The 23,566-nt window shown below is 37.4% G+C and carries 23 protein-coding genes, 1 tRNA gene and 1 pseudogene; 8 read left to right on the forward strand and 17 right to left on the reverse strand.

The window, feature by feature from the left end; translation table 11 throughout:
• Nucleotides 1-93: 93 nt before the first annotated feature.
• Together AACU95_RS16435 and ppiB are read right to left on the reverse strand one after the other, a co-directional pair.
• Nucleotides 94-816 carry a UDP-2,3-diacylglucosamine diphosphatase gene (locus tag AACU95_RS16435; RefSeq protein ID WP_161737120.1) on the reverse strand — a complete coding sequence of 241 codons (723 nt, stop codon included), beginning with the start codon at nt 814-816 and terminating at the stop codon, nt 94-96.
• A 12-nt stretch (nt 817-828) separates the two neighbouring features.
• Nucleotides 829-1,323, reverse strand: a complete 495-nt coding sequence (gene ppiB, locus AACU95_RS16440; RefSeq protein ID WP_004244249.1) for a peptidylprolyl isomerase B — start codon at nt 1,321-1,323, stop codon at nt 829-831.
• A gap of 391 nt (nt 1,324-1,714) precedes the next feature.
• Here ppiB and cysS point away from each other — a divergent pair, with 391 nt between their 5' ends.
• Nucleotides 1,715-3,106 (forward strand): cysteine--tRNA ligase, encoded by a 1,392-nt coding sequence (gene cysS / locus AACU95_RS16445; protein WP_004244247.1) that lies wholly within the window; start codon nt 1,715-1,717, stop codon nt 3,104-3,106.
• Nucleotides 3,107-3,171: 65 nt separating this feature from the next.
• On the opposite strand, the gene fruK is transcribed toward cysS, so the two are convergent.
• The 3 genes from fruK to folD form a co-directional block, all read right to left on the reverse strand.
• Nucleotides 3,172-4,113, reverse strand: coding sequence for a 1-phosphofructokinase (gene fruK, locus AACU95_RS16450; RefSeq protein ID WP_004244246.1), 942 nt, complete (start codon nt 4,111-4,113; stop codon nt 3,172-3,174).
• 635 nt (nt 4,114-4,748) lie between these two features.
• Nucleotides 4,749-4,961, reverse strand: coding sequence for a ribosome-associated protein YbcJ (gene ybcJ / locus AACU95_RS16455; protein ID WP_004244244.1), 213 nt, complete (start codon nt 4,959-4,961; stop codon nt 4,749-4,751).
• Between the two features lie 3 nt (nt 4,962-4,964).
• The gene (folD, locus tag AACU95_RS16460; protein ID WP_017827221.1) at nt 4,965-5,837 is read right to left on the reverse strand and encodes a bifunctional methylenetetrahydrofolate dehydrogenase/methenyltetrahydrofolate cyclohydrolase FolD; all 873 of its coding nucleotides are present in this window, start codon (nt 5,835-5,837) and stop codon (nt 4,965-4,967) included.
• A gap of 190 nt (nt 5,838-6,027) precedes the next feature.
• Here folD and AACU95_RS16465 point away from each other — a divergent pair.
• Nucleotides 6,028-6,104 (forward strand) — tRNA-Arg (locus tag AACU95_RS16465).
• A gap of 76 nt (nt 6,105-6,180) precedes the next feature.
• Here AACU95_RS16465 and AACU95_RS16470 read toward each other — a convergent pair.
• Nucleotides 6,181-6,324 (reverse strand): helix-turn-helix transcriptional regulator, encoded by a 144-nt coding sequence (locus tag AACU95_RS16470; RefSeq protein ID WP_071593066.1) that lies wholly within the window; start codon nt 6,322-6,324, stop codon nt 6,181-6,183.
• A 5-nt stretch (nt 6,325-6,329) separates the two neighbouring features.
• On the opposite strand from AACU95_RS16470, the gene AACU95_RS17955 reads away from it, so the two are divergent.
• The gene (locus tag AACU95_RS17955) at nt 6,330-6,506 is read left to right on the forward strand and encodes a phage tail fiber protein (protein ID WP_442956595.1); all 177 of its coding nucleotides are present in this window, start codon (nt 6,330-6,332) and stop codon (nt 6,504-6,506) included.
• Between the two features lie 86 nt (nt 6,507-6,592).
• On the opposite strand, the pseudogene AACU95_RS17960 reads toward AACU95_RS17955, so the two are convergent.
• Nucleotides 6,593-6,664 (reverse strand): annotated as a pseudogene (locus AACU95_RS17960) (fimbrial protein); the annotation flags it as partial.
• Between the two features lie 388 nt (nt 6,665-7,052).
• Here AACU95_RS17960 and AACU95_RS16475 point away from each other — a divergent pair.
• Entirely contained in the window at nt 7,053-7,724 is a 672-nt protein-coding gene (locus tag AACU95_RS16475) for a DUF7424 family protein (RefSeq protein ID WP_004244239.1), read from the forward strand.
• A 190-nt stretch (nt 7,725-7,914) separates the two neighbouring features.
• On the opposite strand, the gene AACU95_RS16480 is transcribed toward AACU95_RS16475, so the two are convergent.
• Both AACU95_RS16480 and AACU95_RS16485 read right to left on the reverse strand, forming a co-directional pair.
• Nucleotides 7,915-8,541 (reverse strand): GrpB family protein, encoded by a 627-nt coding sequence (locus AACU95_RS16480; RefSeq protein ID WP_049201132.1) that lies wholly within the window; start codon nt 8,539-8,541, stop codon nt 7,915-7,917.
• A 154-nt stretch (nt 8,542-8,695) separates the two neighbouring features.
• Entirely contained in the window at nt 8,696-9,406 is a 711-nt protein-coding gene (locus tag AACU95_RS16485) for a fimbrial protein (RefSeq protein ID WP_020946056.1), read from the reverse strand.
• Between the two features lie 431 nt (nt 9,407-9,837).
• Between AACU95_RS16485 and AACU95_RS16490 the strand changes: the two genes are divergently transcribed.
• Nucleotides 9,838-10,173 (forward strand): metalloregulator ArsR/SmtB family transcription factor, encoded by a 336-nt coding sequence (locus AACU95_RS16490; protein WP_004244232.1) that lies wholly within the window; start codon nt 9,838-9,840, stop codon nt 10,171-10,173.
• Between the two features lie 75 nt (nt 10,174-10,248).
• A complete protein-coding gene (locus AACU95_RS16495; protein ID WP_026090403.1) occupies nt 10,249-11,538 on the forward strand; it encodes an arsenic transporter in 1,290 nt (429 codons plus the stop codon).
• 130 nt (nt 11,539-11,668) lie between these two features.
• Here AACU95_RS16495 and AACU95_RS16500 read toward each other — a convergent pair whose 3' ends face one another.
• Nucleotides 11,669-12,556, reverse strand: coding sequence for a PhzF family phenazine biosynthesis protein (locus tag AACU95_RS16500; protein WP_004248622.1), 888 nt, complete (start codon nt 12,554-12,556; stop codon nt 11,669-11,671).
• Nucleotides 12,557-13,160: 604 nt separating this feature from the next.
• Here AACU95_RS16500 and AACU95_RS16505 point away from each other — a divergent pair.
• Nucleotides 13,161-14,576: an NAD(P)/FAD-dependent oxidoreductase gene (locus tag AACU95_RS16505; RefSeq protein WP_004248621.1), complete on the forward strand. Its 1,416-nt coding sequence runs from the start codon at nt 13,161-13,163 to the stop codon at nt 14,574-14,576.
• A gap of 88 nt (nt 14,577-14,664) precedes the next feature.
• Here AACU95_RS16505 and AACU95_RS16510 read toward each other — a convergent pair whose 3' ends face one another.
• From AACU95_RS16510 to AACU95_RS16540, 7 genes are all read right to left on the reverse strand, one after another.
• Nucleotides 14,665-15,246, reverse strand: a complete 582-nt coding sequence (locus tag AACU95_RS16510) for a DJ-1/PfpI family protein (RefSeq protein WP_004244223.1) — start codon at nt 15,244-15,246, stop codon at nt 14,665-14,667.
• A 5-nt stretch (nt 15,247-15,251) separates the two neighbouring features.
• Nucleotides 15,252-15,890 (reverse strand): bifunctional 4-hydroxy-2-oxoglutarate aldolase/2-dehydro-3-deoxy-phosphogluconate aldolase, encoded by a 639-nt coding sequence (locus AACU95_RS16515; RefSeq protein WP_004244222.1) that lies wholly within the window; start codon nt 15,888-15,890, stop codon nt 15,252-15,254.
• Nucleotides 15,871-16,842: a sugar kinase gene (locus AACU95_RS16520; protein ID WP_004248619.1), complete on the reverse strand. Its 972-nt coding sequence runs from the start codon at nt 16,840-16,842 to the stop codon at nt 15,871-15,873. The genes AACU95_RS16515 and AACU95_RS16520 overlap by 20 nt, the downstream gene beginning before the upstream one ends.
• A complete protein-coding gene (locus tag AACU95_RS16525; RefSeq protein ID WP_004248618.1) occupies nt 16,839-17,693 on the reverse strand; it encodes a tagatose bisphosphate family class II aldolase in 855 nt (284 codons plus the stop codon). Before AACU95_RS16525 ends, AACU95_RS16520 begins: the two co-directional genes overlap by 4 nt.
• A gap of 114 nt (nt 17,694-17,807) precedes the next feature.
• On the reverse strand, nt 17,808-19,283 hold the full coding sequence (locus tag AACU95_RS16530) for a DUF2264 domain-containing protein (RefSeq protein ID WP_020946052.1): 1,476 nt from the start codon (nt 19,281-19,283) through the stop codon (nt 17,808-17,810).
• A 53-nt stretch (nt 19,284-19,336) separates the two neighbouring features.
• Complete coding sequence (locus AACU95_RS16535; protein WP_004244216.1) at nt 19,337-20,947, reverse strand: sulfatase family protein; 1,611 nt, start codon at nt 20,945-20,947, stop codon at nt 19,337-19,339.
• A gap of 40 nt (nt 20,948-20,987) precedes the next feature.
• Entirely contained in the window at nt 20,988-22,223 is a 1,236-nt protein-coding gene (locus tag AACU95_RS16540) for an anaerobic sulfatase maturase (RefSeq protein ID WP_141192009.1), read from the reverse strand.
• 536 nt (nt 22,224-22,759) lie between these two features.
• Between AACU95_RS16540 and agaR the strand changes: the two genes are divergently transcribed.
• Complete coding sequence (gene agaR, locus AACU95_RS16545) at nt 22,760-23,539, forward strand: transcriptional repressor AgaR (RefSeq protein ID WP_004244214.1); 780 nt, start codon at nt 22,760-22,762, stop codon at nt 23,537-23,539.
• The last annotated feature ends 27 nt before the right edge of the window (nt 23,540-23,566 follow it).

Genomic DNA, 23,566 nt, shown 5'->3' on the forward strand with positions numbered 1-23,566 from the left:
AGAAACTGAGCATGATAGTATCACGCTAACACGTCAAGGAAAACGTTTGCGTAAAGAAAAATATGCTACAATAGCCGAAAAAGTATCATCTATTTAAAATGGAAATTGGATCAGTTCGATTTTATCTGAGGTGACTTTAAACATTGAGCCTTCCGTATGCCAAGCACCTAATACCCCTCGATAATGTGGTTTCCCATCAATGTCGGCAGTGTGGATCGCCGGTCGATGAGTATGACCGTGGATCATCCACTGGGTATTAAATTGTTTAAAGGTATTGATAACGGCTTGAGCATTAACGTCCATTATCGCTTCAGATTTGTATTGGTTGCTACTTTGACTACGAGAGCGCATTTTTTTAGCAATACGTAATCGAATGGTCAGAGGAAGGAGTAGGAATAAGCGTTGAATAAACTTATTGTGGACTTTTTTACGATAGCGTTGATAGGCTTCATCATCGGTGCAAAGTGTATCACCATGTAAGATTAAAATGCGATGTTGCTCTATCTCAAGCACTTTTTCTTGTGGTAGCAGTGTCATTCCGCTCTCTTTTGCAAAGCGAGAGCCGATTAAGAAATCGCGGTTACCATGAATAAAATAGCAGGGCACTCCCGCATTTTTTAATGCCATTAATGCTTGGGCTATGCGCTGATGTAGTGGATTAGGATCATCATCACCAATCCAAAAATCAAAAAAATCACCCAAAATATAAAGTGCATTTGCGTGGATCGCTTGCTCTTGTAAAAAGCGAAGAAAACCGGCAGTAATTGCCGGTTCGTGCTCACTTAAATGCAGATCTGCAATAAACAGGGTGCACATAAAAAGCGCTACTTATTCGCTAACAGTAACACTGTTAATGATAATATCTTCACGAGGAACATCTTGGTGGAAACCACTGCGACCAGTAGAAACGGCTTTGATTTTGTCTACAACATCCATGCCTTCAACAACTTCAGCAAATACACAATATCCCCAACCATTGGCATTTTCTGCACGGAAGTTTAAGAAGTCGTTATCTGCTACGTTGATAAAGAATTGTGCTGTTGCAGAATGTGGATCGTTGGTACGAGCCATCGCTAATGTACCACGATTATTGGCAAGACCGTTGTTTGCTTCGTTTCTTACCGGGGCTTTAGTTTCTTTTTGCTTCATACCAGGTTCAAAACCACCACCTTGGATCATAAAACCATTAATAACACGGTGGAAGATAGTGTTATCGTAGAACCCTTCTTTACAGTAATCTAAAAAATTTTCTACGGTTGCAGGTGCTTTATCTGCAAATGTTTTAATCACGATATCGCCGTAATTGGTATGAAAAGTAACCATATTCAGATCCTAGTATAATTTTAGTTTTACCCAGATGTGGGCTGAAACAATAGACCGTTTTTTTATACCACAGTTACCTTATTTAGTCAGTATTCATCTTTTGTTCATGGCGACTTTCAGGCTAAAAAGCGCGAAAATAGTAATAGAAAACATTTTTCGCCAATTATTTCACCAATAAACTCAATTTGGCGCCTTACTGTTAACGATTGAACAGTGAAAATAAACGCAGAGCAGAGTAATATAAGAGACTATTAATTGGATTACCTTTGAGTTTAGGCATTAAAACCCTTATAAAGGTAATGTTATGTGGTTATTTTTATCGCTGTAGTCGTTATTTTATATACATAAATACGTAATCAACACGTACAGTTAAAAATGGGAACGTCCTCTGATGCTAAAGATTTTTAATACTCTTACTCGACAAAAAGAAGAATTTAAACCTATCCATAAAGGAAAAATAGGTATGTACGTGTGTGGCATCACTATTTATGATTTATGTCATATTGGTCATGGACGTACATTTGTGGCATTTGATGCCATAACCCGCTATTTACGTTATTTAGGGTATGATGTGAATTATGTGCGCAATGTCACCGATGTGGATGATAAAATCATCAAGCGTGCGATTGAAAATAATGAAACTTGCGAACAATTAACGACACGTATGTTAGCGGAAATGCATAAAGATTTTGATGCATTGAATATCTTACGCCCTGATTCAGAGCCACGAGCCACACATCATATTGCAGAAATTATTGCTCTTACCGAGACATTAATTAAACGTGGTCATGCTTATGTAGCAGAAAATGGTGATGTGATGTTTGCCATTGATACCGATCCGGATTATGGCTTGCTTTCTCGTCAAGATTTAGAGCAACTACAAGCAGGGGCTCGGGTTGAAGTCGCTAACGTAAAACGCAATCCTATGGATTTCGTGCTTTGGAAAATGTCAAAACCCGGTGAACCAAGTTGGACATCACCATGGGGAGAAGGGCGACCAGGCTGGCATATTGAATGTTCAGCCATGAATGGTAAAGAATTAGGTCATCATTTTGATATTCATGGCGGTGGTTCAGATTTAATGTTCCCGCATCATGAAAATGAAATTGCACAATCAACCTGCGCTCATGATGGTCCTTATGTTAATTATTGGATGCATTCCGGTATGGTGATGGTAGACAAAGAAAAAATGTCTAAATCACTGAATAACTTTTTTACTATTCGTGATGTTCTTGCCTATTACGATGCTGAAACGGTACGTTATTTCTTATTATCAGGACACTATCGTAGCCAACTAAATTATACCGAAGAGAACTTAAAACAGGCGCGTACCGCATTAGAGCGTTTATATACTTCTTTACGTGGCACTGATGCAAATGCTCAACCTGCTGGTGGTGAAGCGTTCGAAGCGCAGTTTATTGAAGCAATGAACGATGATTTCAATACACCAGAAGCCTATTCTGTGTTATTTGATTTAGCCCGCGAAGTGAATCGCTTAAAAACCGTCAATATGGAGGCGGCTAATGGTTTAGCAGCGGTGTTGCGTAAATTGGCCAAAGTATTAGGCCTATTAGAGCAACAACCAGAACACTTCTTACAAAGTGGTGCGCAAGCAGACGATGCTGATGAAGTAGAAAAAATTGAAGCGTTAATTCAACAACGTAATGATGCTCGTAAGAATAAAGATTGGGCAGCTGCGGATGCCGCTCGTGATGCTTTAACAGCAATGGGGATTGTATTAGAAGATGGCCCACAAGGTACAACATGGCGTCGTAATAGCTAATATTGCTACCTATTGATAAAGCAATAAAGTCAAAAATATCGGGTAATTATTATCCGATATTTTTTTTAGATTTTTAGTGGCGTTAATTCAACTTCGGTCATCATTCTTGCCAATTGTTCTCGATCAGTTATTCCAACATTAGTTTGACTGACGGCAAGAGCTGAAATTGCTGTAGCAAGACGTAAGGTATGTTCACTGGTTTGCCTCATCATCAAACCATAAATCAACCCACCTACCATAGAGTCACCGGCACCTACCGTGCTGACCACATCACATTTAGGCGGTTTTGCCATCCACGCACCAGAGGCGTTAACCCACATAGCGCCTTGTTCACCTAACGAGATAACAACATGAGCAATACCTTGCTGGCGTAATTCATGGGCAGCTTGTACTACGTCAGAGAGTTCAGGTAAGGGTCTACCTGCCCAAATTTCTAGTTCATGATGATTGGGTTTTACTAACCAAGGTAACGCTTTTAACCCCGCGACAAATGCTTCTCTGCTACTATCAAAAATAAGGCACATACATTCGCTACGTAGTCGCTTCATCCAAGCAGTAAAATCATTTAAATCAATACTTGGTGGTACACTTCCACTGACACAAATCATATCAAATTGACCCGCCCAGCTGAGTGTGTCATTTACAAAACGAGTCCAATCTTGTTTAGTGATTTCAAACCCTGAAAAGTTAAAATCAGTTACTTTACCGCTGGGTTCAGTGAGTTTGACATTGATACGTGTGCGACCTTCAACCATTTGGAAGCGATTAGCAATCCCGGCTTCACTAAACTCTTTTTGAAAGCCATCTTGATTCTCTTTACCTAAAAAACCGCCAACAGTGACATCAATACCAAGGCTTTTTAATACTTTGGCTACATTGATACCTTTACCGGCAGCATGAAATCCCGCTGTTGTCACTCGGTTAACTTCACCCAATTCAATAGGGGTACTTAATCCCACAAGATCATAAGCAGGATTTAATGTAATGGTAGCGACTCGACGTCTCATGCTTGTACCTTACCTGTAGTAAAATCATAGGTATCACTTTTCTGTTGCAAGAAAAGCAGAGAGACACCTTGGATTGGTAGGTTAAACATAAGAACTCCTATTAGATTAAGGATCAAATACAACATAAAAATTAAAAATAACGCTTCATACTTTATTATTAGGCTGAATCGTTTCAAACTATAATGTCTAATTTAGTATAAACAATGTTCTTTTGCCTAATAAAACAAAGGAAAAGTTAGATCTAAATCACGTTTTAGCATATTAAAGCGATTATTAATACGTAAAAATCATCCAACGGAAAAGGTTGCTGAAATTCTTACTACAAGCCAACTAAGCATTATTTATATAAAAAATAATAGGTTATGTAATCAATATTTAACTTATTCTTTATCAAAGCGTTAATGTGCTGAAACGAGATAAAGTATTATCACTGATATGAATAGCAAAAATAATAACCTACTATTATTATCTTAAATTGATGCAATTAAATCAATTTAAAATCAATGGATTAGTCCACTAATTTTACAGGCTTAAATAAAAGCTCGAAAAATAGCGTGTTTAGTAAAAAAAGGGTAGAAAGATAAAAAAAGCGTTACTAAAGAGTAACGCTTGAGTAACGAGTATGATTAGCTGAACTAGTTGCTGACAGTGACAGCAAACTCACCGAGTGTGACGACTTTACCGGCAGTAATTTTACAGCGTTTACGTGTTTCTACTTCACCATCAACGCAAACGAGGCCTTCAGCAATAATATTTTTTGCAGCGGCTCCGCTTTCTGTCCAGCCTTGGAGTTTTAATAGATCACACAGTTCTACATAGGGGTGACCATCTAATTGAAATGTTTCCATTGATTAATTATTTCCTATATCAGGATCGTGATATTCTTCGCAGGCTTGCAACGTATTTTGAATCAAAGTCGCTACAGTCATTGGACCTACACCACCCGGAACAGGGGAGATCCACCCCGCGCGTTGAGAGGCTTGTGCGAAATCAACATCACCAACCACTTTACCGTTTTCAAGGCGATTAATACCGACATCAATGACAATAGCGCCAGGTTTTATCCATTCACCAGGAATAAAGTTAGGTTTACCAACTGCCACAACCACCAAATCAGCATGTTCAACATGAAAACGTAAGTCTTTAGTAAAACGATGAGTGACAGTCGTTGTACAACCTGCAAGCAGTAGCTCTAAACTCATTGGGCGACCAACAATATTTGAAGCACCAATAATTACCGCATTTAAGCCATTCATTGGAATATTGCAACGCTCTAAGAGTGTGACAATACCACGAGGGGTGCAAGGACGTAGCTTAGGTGCGCGTTGGCATAATCGACCAATATTGTAAGGATGGAAGCCATCAACATCTTTATCAGGATGAATACGTTCTAATACTTTGACGTTATCAATTCCCGCAGGTAAAGGGAGCTGCACTAAAATACCATCAATAGTCTTATCTTCATTTAGAGTATCAATGAGATTGAGTAATTCTGCTTCACTTGTAGTATCCGGTAGATCGTAAGAGCGAGAGATAAATCCTACCTCATCACAAGCTTTACGTTTACTGGCAACATAGATTTGCGATGCAGGGTTATCACCGACTAAAATAACCGCTAAACCCGGTGCACGTTTTCCTATCTTAATACGTTGTTTTACTTTTTCTGCCACTTCACTTCTGATGGTCTGCGCAATCGTTTTCCCATCTATAATTCTTGCTGACATCTATACATCCAAATTATTCAATTATGGTATTGCTCTATTTTGTCAGATCATAAGCAATCTGTCAGTTGATTACTTACCATATTTTAACCATCTAGTTTGATTTTGTGGAAAAATCGTTGACTCTCAGAATGTTGAAAGTATAATTCACACCCGTTATCAGCATAAATGCTAACGTCTATTTCCCCTCTAGGCGCCCTTAGCTCAGTTGGATAGAGCAACGGCCTTCTAAGCCGTAGGTCACAGGTTCGAATCCTGTAGGGCGTACCATTTAAAATCAACACCTTATGCGATTTTTAAAAGAAACCTGCGAGATATGCGGGTCAAGTAACGGGTCAAATTAGCATTACCATTTTTCGCTTTTAACCCACTCTTCATAGACATGTTCAGGCCAACCTAAAAATGTACCGCCTTTCGTTTTTTGTGGTTTTGGAAACTCCTTTCTCTTTGCATACATTCTCCATAACGTAGTTTTACTTTTCTCTGTCAACTAAATTGGGCTGTGTTGATAACAGTATTGAAACGCCACTCGACGTTAATAAACAGTCACTTATTTGGAACGACTCTGCAGTTATAGAGGACGGTTCTATTCTCGTGAAAATGCGTGAGATAGAAGAAGCACAGAAAGCGGAAAAAATGCAGTCAGAAAGAAGAGGAAGAAAGCTAAGATAGCATAAATAACATTCATTCATATTAATATAAAAAGATAATCACAATATAATAAATCTTTATATTGTGATTATCAATTATTCTAAAAATTAGACACCAAAGTTAAAAGTGAGAACAGCCTCCCCGATAAAATCTAAACCATTAGATAAATCTATTCCTTTTTAGAGGATAAATAACAAAGCAATATTATATAATACACCTTCTGTTTATTTATTTAATGTTAAAAGAATATGTATTTTTAATATGTCTAATTAAGACTTTCTTAAAGTGAATTTATTTTACTATCCGATATTCTTTAAAAGAAAGAATTAAAAATAGAATATTAACTTAGATGTGGTAAGAGTGGGTTTTATATTGATTAAATAAGACGTGTAATTAGATACTCTTATTTTGATGGTTTTATATTGCCATATAAATATAATTAAATTAACAAAATTTAGAACACTTATCTTTAATAAAATCCTCTTCTTTATTTTTTGCTTGCTATAAGCCCTTGTGATGGTTAAATAGAATTGTAAATTTTTGTTTAATTATCATAAGGGCTTTTTGATGAAAAAAATATTTATGGTTGCCGTTATATCTTCCTTATTAGTTGGCTGTAAGGTTGATTTAGAAACGAAAATAAATACAGATAACTTATTGTCTAGTGAGCAAAATATTGTTAAAGGAGATATTAATTTCGAAGTCTCTTCATGTAATGATTTTGAAGACTCAAGGAAAGAGTCTAAGTCATTGATAGAATTAAAAAATAAAGTTCCTGAGATTTTCAGAGATGCGGAATATGTTGAATGTTATAAGCAAAAACTTAATTCATTCGCCCATTTCTCAATACCTGTTGGTGTTGGCAAGGTTGAAGACGGCCAAAACACTGTTGATACGGATCTAATGGTCTTCTCTTACAAAGAGATATTGGCGGGGGTTTATGCTTCAGAAGGGGTAATTAAAAGGATCAAGCAAGCAGAAAAAAATTCACATCAAAAGATGGATTTTAGTATCAGCATTATTCTTATGCCCGGTAACGTGAAAATGGATAAGGTAGTTGCGTTAGGCGTGACATTTACAGGAGATACATCTAAAAATGATCCAGTATTAATAAGCAGAATTAAATTTGGCAATAAACCACTGACTTTTAAATTATCAGATGTGTCAGTAAACCAATTAATGCAATACGGTATGGTTCCATTCTTAGTAACTCCTGAATATTTCACACTATATAAGTAACAGATATATCATCATATTAAAGCCCTTTAACGGTGAGTTGGGGCTTAATTATGATGAGTAAATAGTTAGTCATTGACAAGTTGGCATTGGAATTAAAATAGTTTTTGGACACCTTAGAAAACCCATAAAGACGGTCTAAAAAATTGATATACAGAACATCAATAACGCACTGTGCACTGATAACGGGTTATTAGTCGCCAATCAATGAGGTAAAAATCTTCTGATAAATTGCACGTACAAGGCTCTGTTTTTTCAGGTTATAATCTTGAGTCGTCTTTACATTATGCTTAGCAAGCTGTTTAATCGCCGCATAATTGGCTAAATCATCAGGATGTGTTGTTAACCATTGCTTGAATAATAGGTGGCGCCAATGTTCGGGACAATTTTTTCCAAATACATGTAAGTTAACCATCGGATTACTCAGTTTAAGCATACGGTGCTGATACCATGAAGGCTCACGAATAATGAGTTCATAGCCCAATGCTTCTAATTGAGGAATATAAGATGATTCATCTTTAGGATTTTCTATAATTAAATCGATATCGATTATTGGTTTAGCAGCCAATCCTGCAACCGCAGTAGATCCTATGTGCTCAATTGATAATGCTATATCTGACAATGCATTCTGAATTAACGATTTTTGTTCATTAAATTGTATAAGCCAATTAGGATTATGGGGGACAATTTCAATGTGTATTTGGGCAGGTTTCCCTTTAACCCAAGGGTTTTCCGTCGGATCACCTTCTTCAAAAGTGCAAATATCCATTTTTTGTTGTGGTGTAAATTGATCTTTAAACATGACAATATCTAATCCCATAAAATATCAAAATTAACATGTTAGGTAATGATGTTACTATTATCACTTTTACCTAAGAGCTGTAAATCGATAGTTTATTAATATTGACATAAAAAGATAATCACAATACAAAAATTAATTTCATTATATTGTGATTATCAATTGTTTTTTAGGTTTAGACACCAAAGTTAAAAGTGAGAACAGCCTCGCCGATAAAATCTAATCCGTTAGAAATATCTATGCCTTTTTTATTTAATGAATCTTTAGATAAAATAAATGCAGAAGATACTTTCCCTGCTGAAATGCTGGTAGAAAAAATCTGACCTGGCATTAAATCTAAACTATTTTTATCTACATTTTCTTGTTGTTTTGTCGTCCAACCATTAGTGACTTCTTTAACTATAACAGTTTTATTATCTGAAAAACCTACCGTTGCATCATTTGCCCGGCTAATAAATGCGGGTTTTCCATCTACAGTCACATTGTACCAAACGAATAGTATTCCCCCCACGGAAGTGTCTACCTGGTCTTTATTAACCAGGTGAAATATCCCACTAGCTTTAGTTTTACTGGTTTGATCAAGATCAAGCTGACTGTTTACATAAGTATCAGTGGCTTTAAATGTAAGATAAGTGTTTGCATCGCATTCAATAGTGACGTTAGTCGAGGTTGTATTATTAGGATATATATAATTTGATGATTTAGGGATCAACGATGGACTAATTTTACCTAAATTAAAAATAACATCACTTTGTGTTGCGCCATTAATAGTACAAGTTGGTGGTTTGATATCACCATTGATTTTCAAATTAGCGATAGGCGTTTTAGCCAATACTGGCGTTGATATTACAGTCAGCATAACAAGACTGAGTAATGTTTTTTTCATATAATTATTCCTTTTTATAAAGTAGACAACAAACTAATATACATATGATACACCTTTTATTTATTTAGTTAATAATTAGTAAGTATATATTTCTAATTTCTCTAATTAAGACTTTCTTAATTTGATGTTATTTTAATAGTAGATTTCATTTAAATAATTTAAGTTTGACTTTTTATTTTTAATAGGTTGGATGTGGCAGTGAAATTATGATAAATAATGTATCTTATTTTGATTTTCTTATTTTAACCCTATGATCTTCCTATCAATATTTAATTAAATTAATAATTCATTTAAATAGAACTCGATAATAAGTATTTATTATAGGCATAATAGATAGCGACATTATGCCACAATAATGTATAACTCATATATGATTTGACGTATGTGTTTGATGGAGGTATTTTTAAGCTAAAGATCGTAAAGGGGGATACATGAAACCATTACAACTGTTTAAAATTTTAGGTGATCAAACCAGACTAGATATCGTATTGCTTTTAAAAGCATCTGGTGAGCTATGTGTTTGTGATATCTATACTGCCTTAAATTTATCGCAACCCAAGACATCTCGACACTTAGCTATGCTGAGAGAGTCGGGTCTTTTACTCGATTCGAAGCAAGGCAAATGGGTTCATTATCGATTATCTCCTGTATTACTGCCGTGGGTGAAAAGTATCATTGATATAACTTATACCACAGAGAAAAATAGAGTTGCAGATTTACTCAAGATCCTAGAGAAAAAAGAGTCTGGTCATCGTTGTTCTGTGTAAAAAATTTAACTAAATATATTCGAAAAAACATATATGATTAGGTGTGTGTGAATGCACCTTTTAAACGAGGTTGTTATGTTTGTTGCTGCATTAATTTTTGTTTTAACGATCACCTTGGTTATCTGGCAGCCGAAAGGGTTGGGTATTGGTTGGAGTGCAACGGCCGGCGCTATATTGGCACTCCTTTTTGGTGTGATCAGTTTTCAAGATATTCCGACTGTTTGGAACATTGTGTGGAATGCCACAGCGACATTTGTTGCAGTAATTATTATTAGCCTACTTTTAGATGAAAGTGGCTTTTTTGAATGGGCGGCATTACATGTTGCCAAGTGGGGTGGTGGGAAAGGAAGATTACTATTCAGTTATATCGTGCTACTTGGTGCAATGGTTGCTGCTTTATTTGCTAATGATGGTGCAGCATTGATACTAACACCTATTGTGATTGCGATGTTACTTGCACTTGGTTTCAACAAAGGTACGACATTAGCCTTTGTTATGGCAGCTGGGTTTATCGCAGACACAGCGAGCTTGCCGCTGATTGTTTCGAACCTCGTGAATATCGTTTCTGCGGACTTCTTTAATATTGGATTTACTGAATATGCATCAATTATGGTGCCAGTCGATATTGCGGGAATTGTTGCAACGCTTGTGATGCTACATTGGTTTTTCCGTAAAGATATTCCTAACCAATATGATGTTAAAAAGCTGAGTGAGCCAGCTTTAGCTATTAAGGATATGACTACGTTTAAAGCAGGTTGGCTTGTATTGTTGTTATTGCTCATTGGTTTTTTTATTTTAGAGCCATTAGGCATTCCTGTTAGTGCAATAGCGGCAATTGGCGCTTTAATTCTTTGGGTAATTGCAGCCAAAGGCCGTACGATTAATACTAAAAAAGTGTTGCGTAGCGCACCGTGGCAAATCGTCATTTTCTCTTTAGGTATGTACTTGGTGGTTTATGGTTTAAGAAATGCAGGATTAACTAATTATCTTTCTGAAATACTTAATTACCTTGCTGATAAAGGGTTATGGATAGCAACAATTGGTACGGGATTTATTACCGCCTTTTTATCATCAATAATGAATAATATGCCAACGGTATTAATTGGTGCTCTATCCATTGAAGGAAGTGACGCGACAGGGGTAATTCAACAAGCGATGATTTATGCCAATGTGATTGGTGCTGATTTGGGGCCAAAAATTACACCAATAGGTAGCTTGGCAACATTATTGTGGCTACATGTTTTATCACAAAAAAATATGACGATCACATGGGGATATTATTTCAAAACAGGGATCATCATGACTATCCCTGTGCTCATTGTTACACTCGTTGCTTTAGTGCTTCGGCTTTCACTGTTTAATTAAGAGCAACACAGTGACTATCACCTGTTAAATTGTGACGTTTTGCTCTATCAACTTGTTTTGATTCGTAATAGTGGCGTTGCCAAATGATAAATAATCATCGGTTCAACGCCACTTATTAAATATAGTATTTTTAGATCTCAATTATTTTTGTACCAATCAATGTCGCTTTTCCACCAACTTGAACGCGAGTGACGTTTTTTGCTGTCGAATCAATAAATACGTCAATTAAAGAAGAGCATTGCATTGCTCTACCTTGTTCGAACAAAAATTGCCTTTTGTTTGGCAAAAGGTGATGAACAAGATAACACCCTAAAGCACCGCTCGAGCTACCTGTGGCTGATTCTTCGTTAATGCCATAGCGTGGTGCAAAGTTTCGGCAGTGGGCAGTAATATTTTGATCATGACTAAGTTCAAAGACATGAAAGCCGATAGTATCAAATTTATGGCTTAAAGCAGCGATAGCTTGATAGTCAGGCTGTAAAGCATCTAAATAGCCAAATTGTACGGGAACAAAAATATCGTTTAATCCTGTTGAGACAATCTCTATTGGTAAATCTGTCTTTTCTATCACTTCAGGTAGAATGCCCAGCGCCTTTGCGACATCGTTAACACAAGGCCCCTTACGGGTAATAGGAAGCGTTTGTTCCATCACAATATTATCGTGATTAATGGTAACGGTTAAAATTCCTGCCTTGGTTTTTTGGCTATAATCGCCAGGTTTGAGTAACTTAAGCGATGACAGAGTGAAAAAAACCGCTAATGTTGCATGCCCACAAAAATCAACTTCTCCTTCAGCAGTAAAAAAATCTACTTTAAAATCAGTGTCATCACCCGAATAGACAAATGCCGTTTCAGAAAATCCAACTTGTTGAGCAATGGCGATTTTTTGTTCTGTCGTTAGCTTGGGAGGATTGAGGACGACTCCGGCAGGGTTGCCACCGCAATGATCACGAGTAAATGAGTTTACCAAGTATACCTTGATACTGTTTTTCATTGATTGTGCGACTTGATTTTGCATTTACTCACCGTGTTTGAGGCTAACCGATTGATTTATAGTTATTAAATAATGGGATAGCAGTACTTAATAGATAATTAATTTTGATGATGGGTAGGGCGTTATTTTTTAAGCAATTTGAATTATATAAATATCTAGTCTGAAAGAACAACACACTATTGAAATAAGCATCAATACGCATCTCTAAAATAGAGGAAAAGATTAACATTATTCCAACGTTATTTATCTGCCTGAATATTCTTTGATCAAAAAGTGCGTTAATAGATGAAATTATATTAACACCGCTATGATAAAAAACGCCATGATAATAGCTTTTTTAGTGAAAAATTTTGTATCAATGGTTATTTTTCTATCAGTTATTATGAACTTGATTTATATAAACCTAATGAAAATATTAAATTTTTTATTAAAAAAATTATTTTAATCCAATAATGCCTTAAATATTAATATCTTGAATCAATTGCTTACATTTTGAATATATTAGCTCATTCATATACTATTCACCAAAAAAATAATCACAACTGGTTTACTATTGCGTTACAAATAGAATAAAATGCCGTGATTATATAATGATAATTATTCACTGCATGAAAGGAATTGTTTCGAAATGGCAATAAGTAGAAGAAAATTTATTCTTGGTGGCACAGTGGTTGCTGTTGCTGCAGGCGCTGGGATTTTAACACCTATGTTAACGCGAGAAGGGCGTTTTGTACCTGGTACGCCGAGACATGGTTTTGTTGAGGGAACTGGCGGTCCATTACCGAAACAAGATGATGTTGTTGTAATTGGTGCGGGTATTTTAGGTATCATGACCGCGATTAACCTTGCTGAGCGTGGCTTATCTGTCACAATCGTTGAAAAAGGAAATATTGCCGGCGAACAATCATCTCGATTCTATGGTCAAGCTATTAGCTATAAAATGCCAGATGAAACCTTCTTATTACATCACCTCGGGAAGCACCGCTGGCGTGAAATGAACGCTAAAGTTGGTATTGATACCACTTATCGTACACAAGGTCGTGTAGAAGTTCCTTTAGATGAAGAAGATTTAGAAAACGTAAGAAAATGGATTGATGCTAAAAGCAAAGATGTTGGCTCAGACATTCCATTTAGAACAAAAATGATTGAAGGCGCTGAGTTAAAACAGCGTTTACGTGGCGCTACCACTGATTGGAAAATTGCTGGTTTCGAAGAAGACTCAGGAAGCTTCGATCCTGAAGTTGCGACTTTTGTGATGGCAGAATATGCCAAAAAAATGGGTATCAAAATTTTCACAAACTGTGCAGCCCGTGGTTTAGAAACGCAAGCTGGTGTTATTTCTGATGTTGTAACAGAAAAAGGACCAATTAAAACCTCTCGTGTTGTTGTCGCCGGTGGTGTTTGGTCACGTTTATTTATGCAGAACCTAAATGTTGATGTACCAACATTACCTGCTTATCAATCACAGCAATTAATTAGCGCAGCACCAAATGCGCCAGGTGGAAACGTTGCTTTACCCGGCGGAATTTTCTTCCGTGAGCAAGCGGATGGAACGTATGCAACTTCTCCTCGTGTCATTGTTGCTCCGGTAGTAAAAGAATCATTTACTTACGGCTATAAATATTTACCTCTGCTGGCTTTACCTGATTTCCCAGTACATATTTCGTTAAATGAGCAGTTGATTAATTCCTTTATGCAATCAACACATTGGGATCTTAATGAAGAGTCGCCATTTGAAAAATATCGTGATATGACCGCTCTGCCTGATCTGCCAGAATTAAATGCCTCACTGGAAAAACTGAAAAAAGAGTTCCCAGCATTTAAAGAATCAACGTTAATTGATCAGTGGAGTGGTGCGATGGCGATTGCACCAGATGAAAACCCAATTATCTCTGATGTTAAAGAGTATCCAGGTCTAGTTATTAATACTGCAACAGGTTGGGGAATGACAGAAAGCCCTGTATCAGCAGAAATTACAGCAGATTTATTATTAGGCAAAAAACCTGTATTAGATGCCAAACCATTTAGTCTGTATCGTTTCTAACTCTTTTTTTTGATAAGAAATGAAAGCCCTCTAATAAACCGCTCTGTTATTAACGGCGGTTTAAAAAGAGGGCTTAGTTATTTAATATTTAGTCAAGGTAAGACAACGGCCAATGTTTAAAGTAAATGTGATTAGCTTGCCAATCTACTTTTTCTACATTGTCACTGAGCAAATATTTAGCTACCGTAAAGGCAAATTCAAAGCTAACACCTAATCCTTTGGCACTGATAAATTTCCCATCAACAACAACATCTTGGTCAAGATAATGACCATCATCATATTTATCAGCAAGTTTATCACCAGTGCTGTAATAACGACCTTCAAGAAGATGATGTGCTGCTAATACTTTTGCACCGGAAGAGCATAGAGCACAAATGTATTTGTCTTGTGCAATATGGCGTTTAATAAAATCAATCACGAGTGAATTTGCACATAGACGATCTGTACCTTTAGGACCACCCGGCATCATTACTGCGTCATAACTGTGTGTGAATTTTTCGGTTAATAGGTAATCAGCACTGATCTTAGTGTTAAAATAGGTGTTTAACACCAGTGTATCCATGCAAGAAAGTACATCTACATGAATATCAAGGCGACGCATGATATCAATAAAAACAACCGCTTCACCTTCTTCAAAACCATCAGCCAATAAAACGGCAACCTGTTTCATTTTGTTTATCCTTTATTCTTAAGTAATGAATGGATATTTTGAATATTGCGAGCAATAGTCTGTTTGTCTTGATTATCAATTGCCTCAGTAGTAGCAATCCAACTGCCACCACATGCGATAACTTGCCCGATAGCGAGGTAATCACTAACATTGTTTAGACTAATTCCTCCAGTAGGCATAAATTGAACTTGAGAGTAAGGTGCCGCCATTGCTTTTAGCATTTTTACTCCACCAGAAGCTTCTGCTGGGAAAAATTTTAGCAAGGTTAAACCCCGCTCAAGAGCAACTTCAATTTGGCTTGGGTTATTTATTCCAGGCACAATATCAATGCCATTATGAAGGCAATAATCGACGGTTTTTGGATTATAACCGGGAGAAATAACAAAGCTTGCACCCGCTTCTTTTGCTATATCAGCTTGTTGCGCTGTTAATACGGTACCCGCACAAAGAATAAGCTCAGGAAAGTGTTCTCTCATCAGCTTTATTGCTTTGGCGGCTGCTGGAGTACGAAAGGTAATTTCAGCAATAGGTAATTGATTTTGGGTTAGTATTTCACCCAGCCAAATTGCATCTTCGGCGCGATTAATTTGGATCACGGGGATCACTTTCAGTACTGAAAGTGTATCAACAATTGACTGTCTCATGGTTATCCTTGATGAGTGAATAGAATGAATCAGTGATGTTATGGGGAATAATGGCGCCATGATGTTGGATAACTAATCCTGCTAATGTATTTCCCCATAAACAACATGTAGGCAAAGGGTAGTTTTGTAGCCATGCAGCAATAAAACCAGCATTAAAAGAATCCCCGGCTGCTGTAGTGTCTATGACATGCTGTATCGGTTTGGGGCAGATATAACCGGTATTTTCACCATCAGACCAGAAAGCCCCTTTTGCTCCTAGTTTAACAATGACGTTTTTATTGCCCCATTGATGAAGGCGTTCGACAATTTTTTGCTCAGTAAGGCTGGGTTGTTGCCAGAGAGCTTGTTCATCATCTCCGGTGACTAAAGCGATATCACTGAGTCGATATAGTTTTTCGAACCACTCTTGCGCATGAGGTATTAGATCCCATAAACGAGGCCGAAAGTTTGAATCGACAATTAAGGTGAGCCCTCGCTGTTTAAGGCGGATTAATTGCGTGATTAACGCTTCTTTTCCTTTCGGCGTTAAAATGGCCAGTGAAATACCACTAAGATAGATAACACTATCGTCGGGCAAGGTATCTAGATGTGTTGCAAAACGGTTGTCCGTTGCAATATAACGTGCAGCGGCATCACTACGCCAATAATGGAAGCTACGCTCACCACAAGTATCAATTTCAATGGCATATAAACCGGGAAGTTTTTCGGGAATGGTGATCACTGACTGGCAGTTGATCCCCTCTTTTTCCCATGCTTTTTGCATTAAGGCACTGTAATTATCAGTGCCTAAACCTGTTATATATTGCGGATGTAATGTAGGAATGAGGCGCGCTAAATACAGTGCTGTATTTAATGTATCGCCCCCAAAACGCTGTTGTTGTGGCAAAAAAGGTTGGCCACTTAGCTCTATCATACATTCGCCAATAATGGCGACAGTTCTATTTATTTTCACAGTTTCCCATCACTTTTACAGACGCGAATTTTATCTGCAACCACCGCTTTCATCGCCGCTTTACCTGGCACTAGATAATGGCGAGGATCACTGGCATCAGGATTATCTAAAAAGTACTGCTTAATTGCGTTAGAGAAAGCAATTTTAAGTTCGGTTGCTACGTTAACTTTGCAAATACCTAAGTCGATACAATGACGTACATCAGTATCAGGAATACCTGACGCGCCATGTAGTACTAAAGGGATCTCTGTTTTTTGGCGGATGGCATGTAGACGATCAAAATCAAGATGTGGTTCATGTTTATACATACCATGTGCTGTACCAATCGCCACCGCTAATGAGTCAATTCCCGTGGCTTTGATAAATTGTACTGCTGAATCAGGATCGGTAAATAGCGCATCTTTCGCATCAACGATTAAATCATCTTCTTGCCCACCAAGACGACCTAATTCAGCTTCTACGGTGCAATCCCAATAATGGCAGAAATTGACGACCTCTTTAACCAGGCGAATATTTTCTTCAAAAGGAAAATGAGAAGCATCGATCATGGCTGATCGCACCCCCGAAATCACCTTATTGCAAATATCAGGAATATTTTCATGATGATCTAAATGTAGTGCTACTGGGATGCGATATTGCTCAGCCGCTTGCTGGCAAATCGAAATTAAATAATCACTACCAGCATAAGCAAACGTGCTAGGTGTGCCTGCTAAGATCACAGGTGATGCCATTTCAGCCGCAGTTTCCATTACCACTTGGATAGTTTCCAAGTTATGAATGTTAAAAGCGGGCACAGCATAGTTTTCATGCTGTGCTTTATTGAGCATATTACGAGTAGAAACCAGATACATGTTTGCCTCTCATCTTTCGTTTAATTACGATTAATAATAAACGAAAGAAATGGAAAGGTAAAAGATCTAAATCACATTTTTATTCCCTTCGCACCGAAAGCAAATGAAAGTAAGTCAGAAGAAATGTGTCATTTTAGAACTGTAACTGGTGACTCCTTTGCGTAATAGGTTGTTTTTAGGGCGTCTTGATTGTCCAATTACAGTTTCTGTGATTTTTTGTACTCGCGTTTGTTTTTCTAAACGGCGAGTTAAAGGTGATTGTTGTTGTGTATAATCTTCTCGAAAAATAACACTGACTTCTTGTGTTGCTTTCACCCCGATAATTGATGCTTGGATAGCGGGTATTTCGAAACGAAAGTCATTTTTTTCGATAGGTAAAGGAAGTGATGGTGTTTGCCATAAATTAATACGATCAGCACAATAAAGAGCGATAATGACAGCCCGTAATGACCAAAAAGAGCTTGCTGGACCACTGTAATTATCAACTAAACGAGCATCATGATTAAATAGCCCTTGAGTGGGAGCGCCATTTTTGAGTGCACCTTGAGAAATAAAATAACGTAAGCTACTTTCAAAAGCCCGTTTAGCCTCTCCAACTTTGACAAAAGGGCATTGTAAATCAACGCCTGCGAGTAATGGCGCAGAAACAGCAAGACGATAACAAGCACTACGACCAAAAAAAGGAATACCTTTTGGGGTGATAAAATAAAGGTAGTGTTGATTAAAATTATTCAGGGATTGAGTAATAAAATCATGATCAAATTGTGGATCAATTTGCGCTAGCCAATAAAGAGAATAATAAAATCCCCACGCATTGTAGTAATCATAATTACCTTTTGCCCCATCACGAAACCATCCATCACCGACATAAAATTCTTTTAATCTTTCATAACGCCAATGGGCAATGGTATCTTTACCTGTCAGTGCTTTAATAACAAATTGGACGGTTAGTGGGAAAAAATGCCAGTTATTATCAACAATTTCGCAGTGATTAACTTGTTCAAACCAGTTAATTATTTGCTGTTTGATCTCCGAAGATAACGTATCCCAAACCCATTCACGGCTGATCCAAAGAGTAAGAGCGAGATCAGATGCCTCACAAATTCGTTGATCGTAATTTTCAAGTTTTCCCCAATAGCCTTTATGAAGAGGATCTGTTCCATGAATAAAGCTTTGTTTTATCATTGAGGGTAAATGGTAAATTTGCTGGTTTAAACCTAGTAATGTGCTTTTTTTGCTATTTACTGTCCATGCGGCAAGTAAAGGAAGTACTCGACTAACCCCTTCTAGCGCATCGGTTCTGACGGTTTGTTGGCCAGGACTACCGGGGTAATAGGCATGGGAATAACCCCAAACCTGATAGTGATGAAAAGCTTCTGTAATATACTGAGTAAGTCTTTCACAGAGCGAAAAAAGAGAGTGTGTTTCATCTTTAAAAAAATCAGCAATAGCATTATCATGACGGTGATAAGCCGATTTTCTGACTAATCGCCGGATTATGTTTTCTTTAAATAAGCGTTGATAAATTTTTACATCAGGGTGCTCATAAGGCAGTTTAGGCCGTGGTTTAGATGCAATTTCAATAACCATTTTCGTATCTCAGAAAAAAGACGCATCCTTGCGAAACAAAACGGAAGTTGAGTTTAAGGTTTGGCTGAATCTACTAGTATTTGATAGTGATCTTGCCCCCAAATAACAGGTTTAGGTTTATCTTTGATCCACTGGTAATACGCATTTTTTAGTTCAGCCACTTTTTGTGGATTTTGTTTTGCCAAATCGATTGATTCGCCAGGATCGGTGTTATCGTTAAAAAGCTGTGGTTGATTTTTACCATCATCATAAAAATAGAGCGCCCATTCACCATCACGCACTGCCCAAGCACCTTTAGACAGTTTCTCTAAGTTAGGGTTTACTGGAGGCGTTTGACGTTGATAGGTGATCCATTGGTGATAACCATGCCAAAACTCTTGGTTTTCTTCACTATAATGCTTAGTGCCGGGGCCAGCCCAATACAGATAAGCATGAGGCGAACGCGTTGTTTCACCTTTAAGCAATGGCATAATGTTTTTACCTTCTACTTGCAGGCTATCAGGAATTTGAATATCAGCGACTTGTAACGCGGTTGGCAAAATATCAAGTGCGGAGATCATCGCATCGCTTTTTGTTCCCGCGGGAATAGTTCCGGGTTGATAAGCAATAAAAGGTACTCTAACTCCACCATTAAACATCTGGCCCTTAAAGCCTCTATCCATGGCATTCATGGGCATGGGGGATTCATTAACTGCACCATTATCAGATAAGAAAAAAATTAATGTATTTTCTAGCTCACCATTTTCTTTTAATTTCGCAATGATTTGTCCAATACCTTCATCTGCTGCATTTAAGGCGGCAAAATATTTATCTGCCTCCACATTCCCTGTATCAAATTTATCCATATACTTAGCAGGAGATGCTTGCTCTAACGGTATGTGTGGAACGCTATAAGAAAGATTGATAAAAAAAGGTTTATCTTTATGTTCATCAATAAATTTTAGTGTTTCATCCGTTAATAGATGGGTGGTGTAACCCGGAGCAGGAACATTGACACCATTACGCCAAAATGCAGGCGAATTCCATAAGGCAACACCTGATGCATAATAACTAAAGGCGTAATCAAAGCCCCGCTCATGAGGAGCATAACCCGCTTCAGGGGTTGAGATCATATTGTCGTGATAATCACGGGTTTGTTTATTTTCATTTATTTTCGGTTTACGGATAACTTTTGCATTATGCCATTTACCAATGCTGGCAGTGGCATAGCCATTTTCTTGGAAAAGTGAAGGTAACAATTTGATATCTTGGGGTATACCTAAAATGGCATCATCATTGCTGTAAGTACCAAAACTGGCGGGTGAGCGTCCTGTAAAGATACCTGCACGAGAAGGGCCACAAACGGGATGAGCTACAAATGCATTAGTCATTTTTGCACCGTTTTCTGCCATATCACTGACATTAGGCATCGCAATACGTGCGGCTTCTATCATTTTATTGATATCACCTTTATAACGAGGAGGTGTTGGTCGCTGAGCTAACGCATCTACATCTAAGGTATCCAGTACAAAATCAAGTTGTCCTGTGCCTAAATCATCCATTACGATTAACAGTACATTCGGTTTTTCAGGTGTGCCACCAGCATGGGCTGATATTGGAAGGCTTAAACATGACGTGGCAATGATCCCCGCGAGTATGCTTTTTTTAACAAAAGGTAAGGTCACAGATTGTCTCCAAAATAAATAAAATGAAATAAAATAAGAGTCACTTGAGATAGTTTTTTTGCATCGCCCCAAGTGCATCACTGGCAAGGCCTCCACGAGCTATCGCTTGACGCATTAATTGCATGCCGATTGCCGTGTGATGAAATATTTTTTTATAAGAGTGACATAGATAATTGTGGCGATATTTTTCGCCTTCTATCGCAATAATGCGATGTTTAGGACAACCGCCATAACATAAGCTTTGCACTTCACACTGTTTGCAAAGGTTGGTTTGTTTATCGTATTTATTTTGGCCAAAGCGTTGCTGTGTTTTTGATGTTGCGAGCTGTGCAAGACTTGTTAGTTGTATGTTGCCTAAATTATTAGCGGGATAAACATAGTGATCACAAGAGTAAACATCACCATTGGCTTCAATAATTAATGCTTGACCACAAGTTTTAGATTGAATACATGTTGATGCAGGATATCCCATCCATGTCCCTAATAAGCTATCAAATAAGCGAATGTATATTTTTCCTACATCACCTTGGCGTATCCATTCATTGAATATATCGGTCATAAATTTTCCGTAACCTTCAGCGGGAACAGAGAAAGCCGCTAATTGTGCGTTAGGACCGGGAGCATAATGTCCGCCATGAGTGTGTGGGAAACGTCTATCCACTTCGACTATGGGAATAAATTGAAAAAAAGTTGAACCTAAATTTTTTAAAGCTTGATAAGTCTCTTTTCCTTTATTCCAGTTTTGATCATTTACAACGGTTAATGTATTAAATTCAACACCATACTCATTTAGTAAATTGATGGCGCGTTTTACGCGTTCAAATGTTGGGCTACCATTGACTGAAATACGATATTTATCGTGAACGGCTTCAATGCCATCAATTGAAACGCCTAATAGAAAGTGGTTATCAGCAAAGAATTGTGCCCATTGGCGATTAATGGCAATCGCATTGGTTTGTACACTATTGGTAATTGTCTTGCCGTTAGCAAATTGCTTTTGGTATTTGACCACTTTCTCAAAGAAAGCTAATCCTGCAAGCGTTGGTTCACCACCTTGCCAAGCAAAATCAACCTGATCGCCACTGTGTGACTGAATATAGTCTTTAATGTAACGACGAAGTACACCATCAGGCATCACTGTATGGCCTGTTTCTTTTGTCTCATCTTGAAAAATATTTTCTTTTTCCAGATAAAAGCAATATTCACATTTAATATTACAGTGGTAGCTTGTCGGCTTTGCCATCATATGAAATAAAGCAGGTTGATTTAATGCCATTATTTATTTCCTGAGTTTATTTTTTATCCTGTTACATTACGTAAATTTTTACAAAACAAAAGAGATTAAAATCACAAATATAGAATATCGAAAGTAAATGAAAGTTTATTAATAAGTATATAACACAATAATTTTCAATTTAACGATGTTCTCATGGCGATAATTTCGTGTTCTTTTGATTATTTGAGCGATATGACTCTTTTATTTTTCGAAAATAAATAATCATTTTGAATTTTTAATCTGATTTTTGTGAAATATTTCGCTATTAACTCTATTTCATGGCATTTTATATAGCTATATATGGTGTAATCATAAGAGTGACATTACCTTATATCATTTTATTTATTGGAAACTGATGCCCTCAAGGCTATCATTGACATGACACGAAAATAATCGTAAGCAATCGACAGTGAAATCGAAACTTTGTGAAAGAGATCAAAAGTTTTGTTTTTTTGCGTTGTCGGTTAAATTTGGCGTAGTAAACTACATTCGAAATCAATCGAAAGTAAATCTTTTGATTTCGTAAGGATACGAAAGTGAAAGCGGCAGTTGAGAGGCGTATGGAAATCCTCGATATGGTTAACCAACAGGGCAAAACCAGAGTCGAAGATCTCGCTGAATTATTTAAAGTCTCAAGTGTCACTATCCGCAGCGATCTAAGTTTTCTTGAGAAAAATGGCTATATCGTTCGCTCTCATGGCGCAGCAATTCCTAATACAGGCTTTATTGCTGAACTGAGTATCCATGAAAAACGTGGACAAAATGCGGGCATTAAAACATTAATCGGGAAAGCTGCCGCAACGCTGATAAAGGATGGAGACACCGTCATTCTTGACTCGGGGACAACTACACGCGAAATCGCGACACATTTAAAGTCGCGCGAAAATGTAGTCGTCATGACTAACGGTCTGGATGTCGCAATGGAGTTAGCAAATACCACAGGTGTTGAGGTTTTAATGACAGGTGGTGTATTGCGAAAAAGTGCATTGTCTTTTTCTGGCTCACAAGCTGAAAATAGTCTAAGAAATTACCGTTTCGATAAGGTTTTTCTTGGTGTTGACGGATTTGATTTACGTGTTGGTATCACTACTCACAATGAACAGGAAGCCAGTCTTAACCGTTTAATGTGTGATATCTCAGAAACGATTATTGCGGTTGCAGATTCTACGAAATTCGGTAAACGCAGCTGTCATATGATCAGAGAGTTTGGTGATATTGATGTGTTAGTGACGGATTCAGGTATTCCTGATGAGTATGTTCAGGAACTGAAAGATCATAAAATCGACGTTATCATCGTGGACGATAAGACAGCGTAATTTGCTAACTCCATTAGCAACACCGCC

This window comes from Proteus sp. G4415 (genome assembly GCF_963896075.1).
In the GTDB taxonomy this organism is placed as follows: Bacteria; Pseudomonadota; Gammaproteobacteria; order Enterobacterales; family Enterobacteriaceae; genus Proteus; species Proteus mirabilis.

What these genes read in the sequence shown, in the direction of transcription:
- AACU95_RS16435 (WP_161737120.1), bottom strand. Translation starts at nt 816, where the DNA reads ATGTGCACCCTGTTTATTGCAGATCTGCATTTAAGTGAGCACGAACCG.
- ppiB (WP_004244249.1), bottom strand. Translation starts at nt 1,323, where the DNA reads ATGGTTACTTTTCATACCAATTACGGCGATATCGTGATTAAAACATTT.
- cysS (WP_004244247.1), top strand. Translation starts at nt 1,715, where the DNA reads ATGCTAAAGATTTTTAATACTCTTACTCGACAAAAAGAAGAATTTAAA.
- fruK (WP_004244246.1), bottom strand. Translation starts at nt 4,113, where the DNA reads ATGAGACGTCGAGTCGCTACCATTACATTAAATCCTGCTTATGATCTT.
- ybcJ (WP_004244244.1), bottom strand. Translation starts at nt 4,961, where the DNA reads ATGGAAACATTTCAATTAGATGGTCACCCCTATGTAGAACTGTGTGAT.
- folD (WP_017827221.1), bottom strand. Translation starts at nt 5,837, where the DNA reads ATGTCAGCAAGAATTATAGATGGGAAAACGATTGCGCAGACCATCAGA.
- AACU95_RS16475 (WP_004244239.1), top strand. Translation starts at nt 7,053, where the DNA reads ATGAAAAAAATATTTATGGTTGCCGTTATATCTTCCTTATTAGTTGGC.
- AACU95_RS16480 (WP_049201132.1), bottom strand. Translation starts at nt 8,541, where the DNA reads ATGGGATTAGATATTGTCATGTTTAAAGATCAATTTACACCACAACAA.
- AACU95_RS16485 (WP_020946056.1), bottom strand. Translation starts at nt 9,406, where the DNA reads ATGAAAAAAACATTACTCAGTCTTGTTATGCTGACTGTAATATCAACG.
- AACU95_RS16490 (WP_004244232.1), top strand. Translation starts at nt 9,838, where the DNA reads ATGAAACCATTACAACTGTTTAAAATTTTAGGTGATCAAACCAGACTA.
- AACU95_RS16495 (WP_026090403.1), top strand. Translation starts at nt 10,249, where the DNA reads ATGTTTGTTGCTGCATTAATTTTTGTTTTAACGATCACCTTGGTTATC.
- AACU95_RS16500 (WP_004248622.1), bottom strand. Translation starts at nt 12,556, where the DNA reads ATGCAAAATCAAGTCGCACAATCAATGAAAAACAGTATCAAGGTATAC.
- AACU95_RS16505 (WP_004248621.1), top strand. Translation starts at nt 13,161, where the DNA reads ATGGCAATAAGTAGAAGAAAATTTATTCTTGGTGGCACAGTGGTTGCT.
- AACU95_RS16510 (WP_004244223.1), bottom strand. Translation starts at nt 15,246, where the DNA reads ATGAAACAGGTTGCCGTTTTATTGGCTGATGGTTTTGAAGAAGGTGAA.
- AACU95_RS16515 (WP_004244222.1), bottom strand. Translation starts at nt 15,890, where the DNA reads ATGAGACAGTCAATTGTTGATACACTTTCAGTACTGAAAGTGATCCCC.
- AACU95_RS16525 (WP_004248618.1), bottom strand. Translation starts at nt 17,693, where the DNA reads ATGTATCTGGTTTCTACTCGTAATATGCTCAATAAAGCACAGCATGAA.
- AACU95_RS16530 (WP_020946052.1), bottom strand. Translation starts at nt 19,283, where the DNA reads ATGGTTATTGAAATTGCATCTAAACCACGGCCTAAACTGCCTTATGAG.
- AACU95_RS16540 (WP_141192009.1), bottom strand. Translation starts at nt 22,223, where the DNA reads ATGGCATTAAATCAACCTGCTTTATTTCATATGATGGCAAAGCCGACA.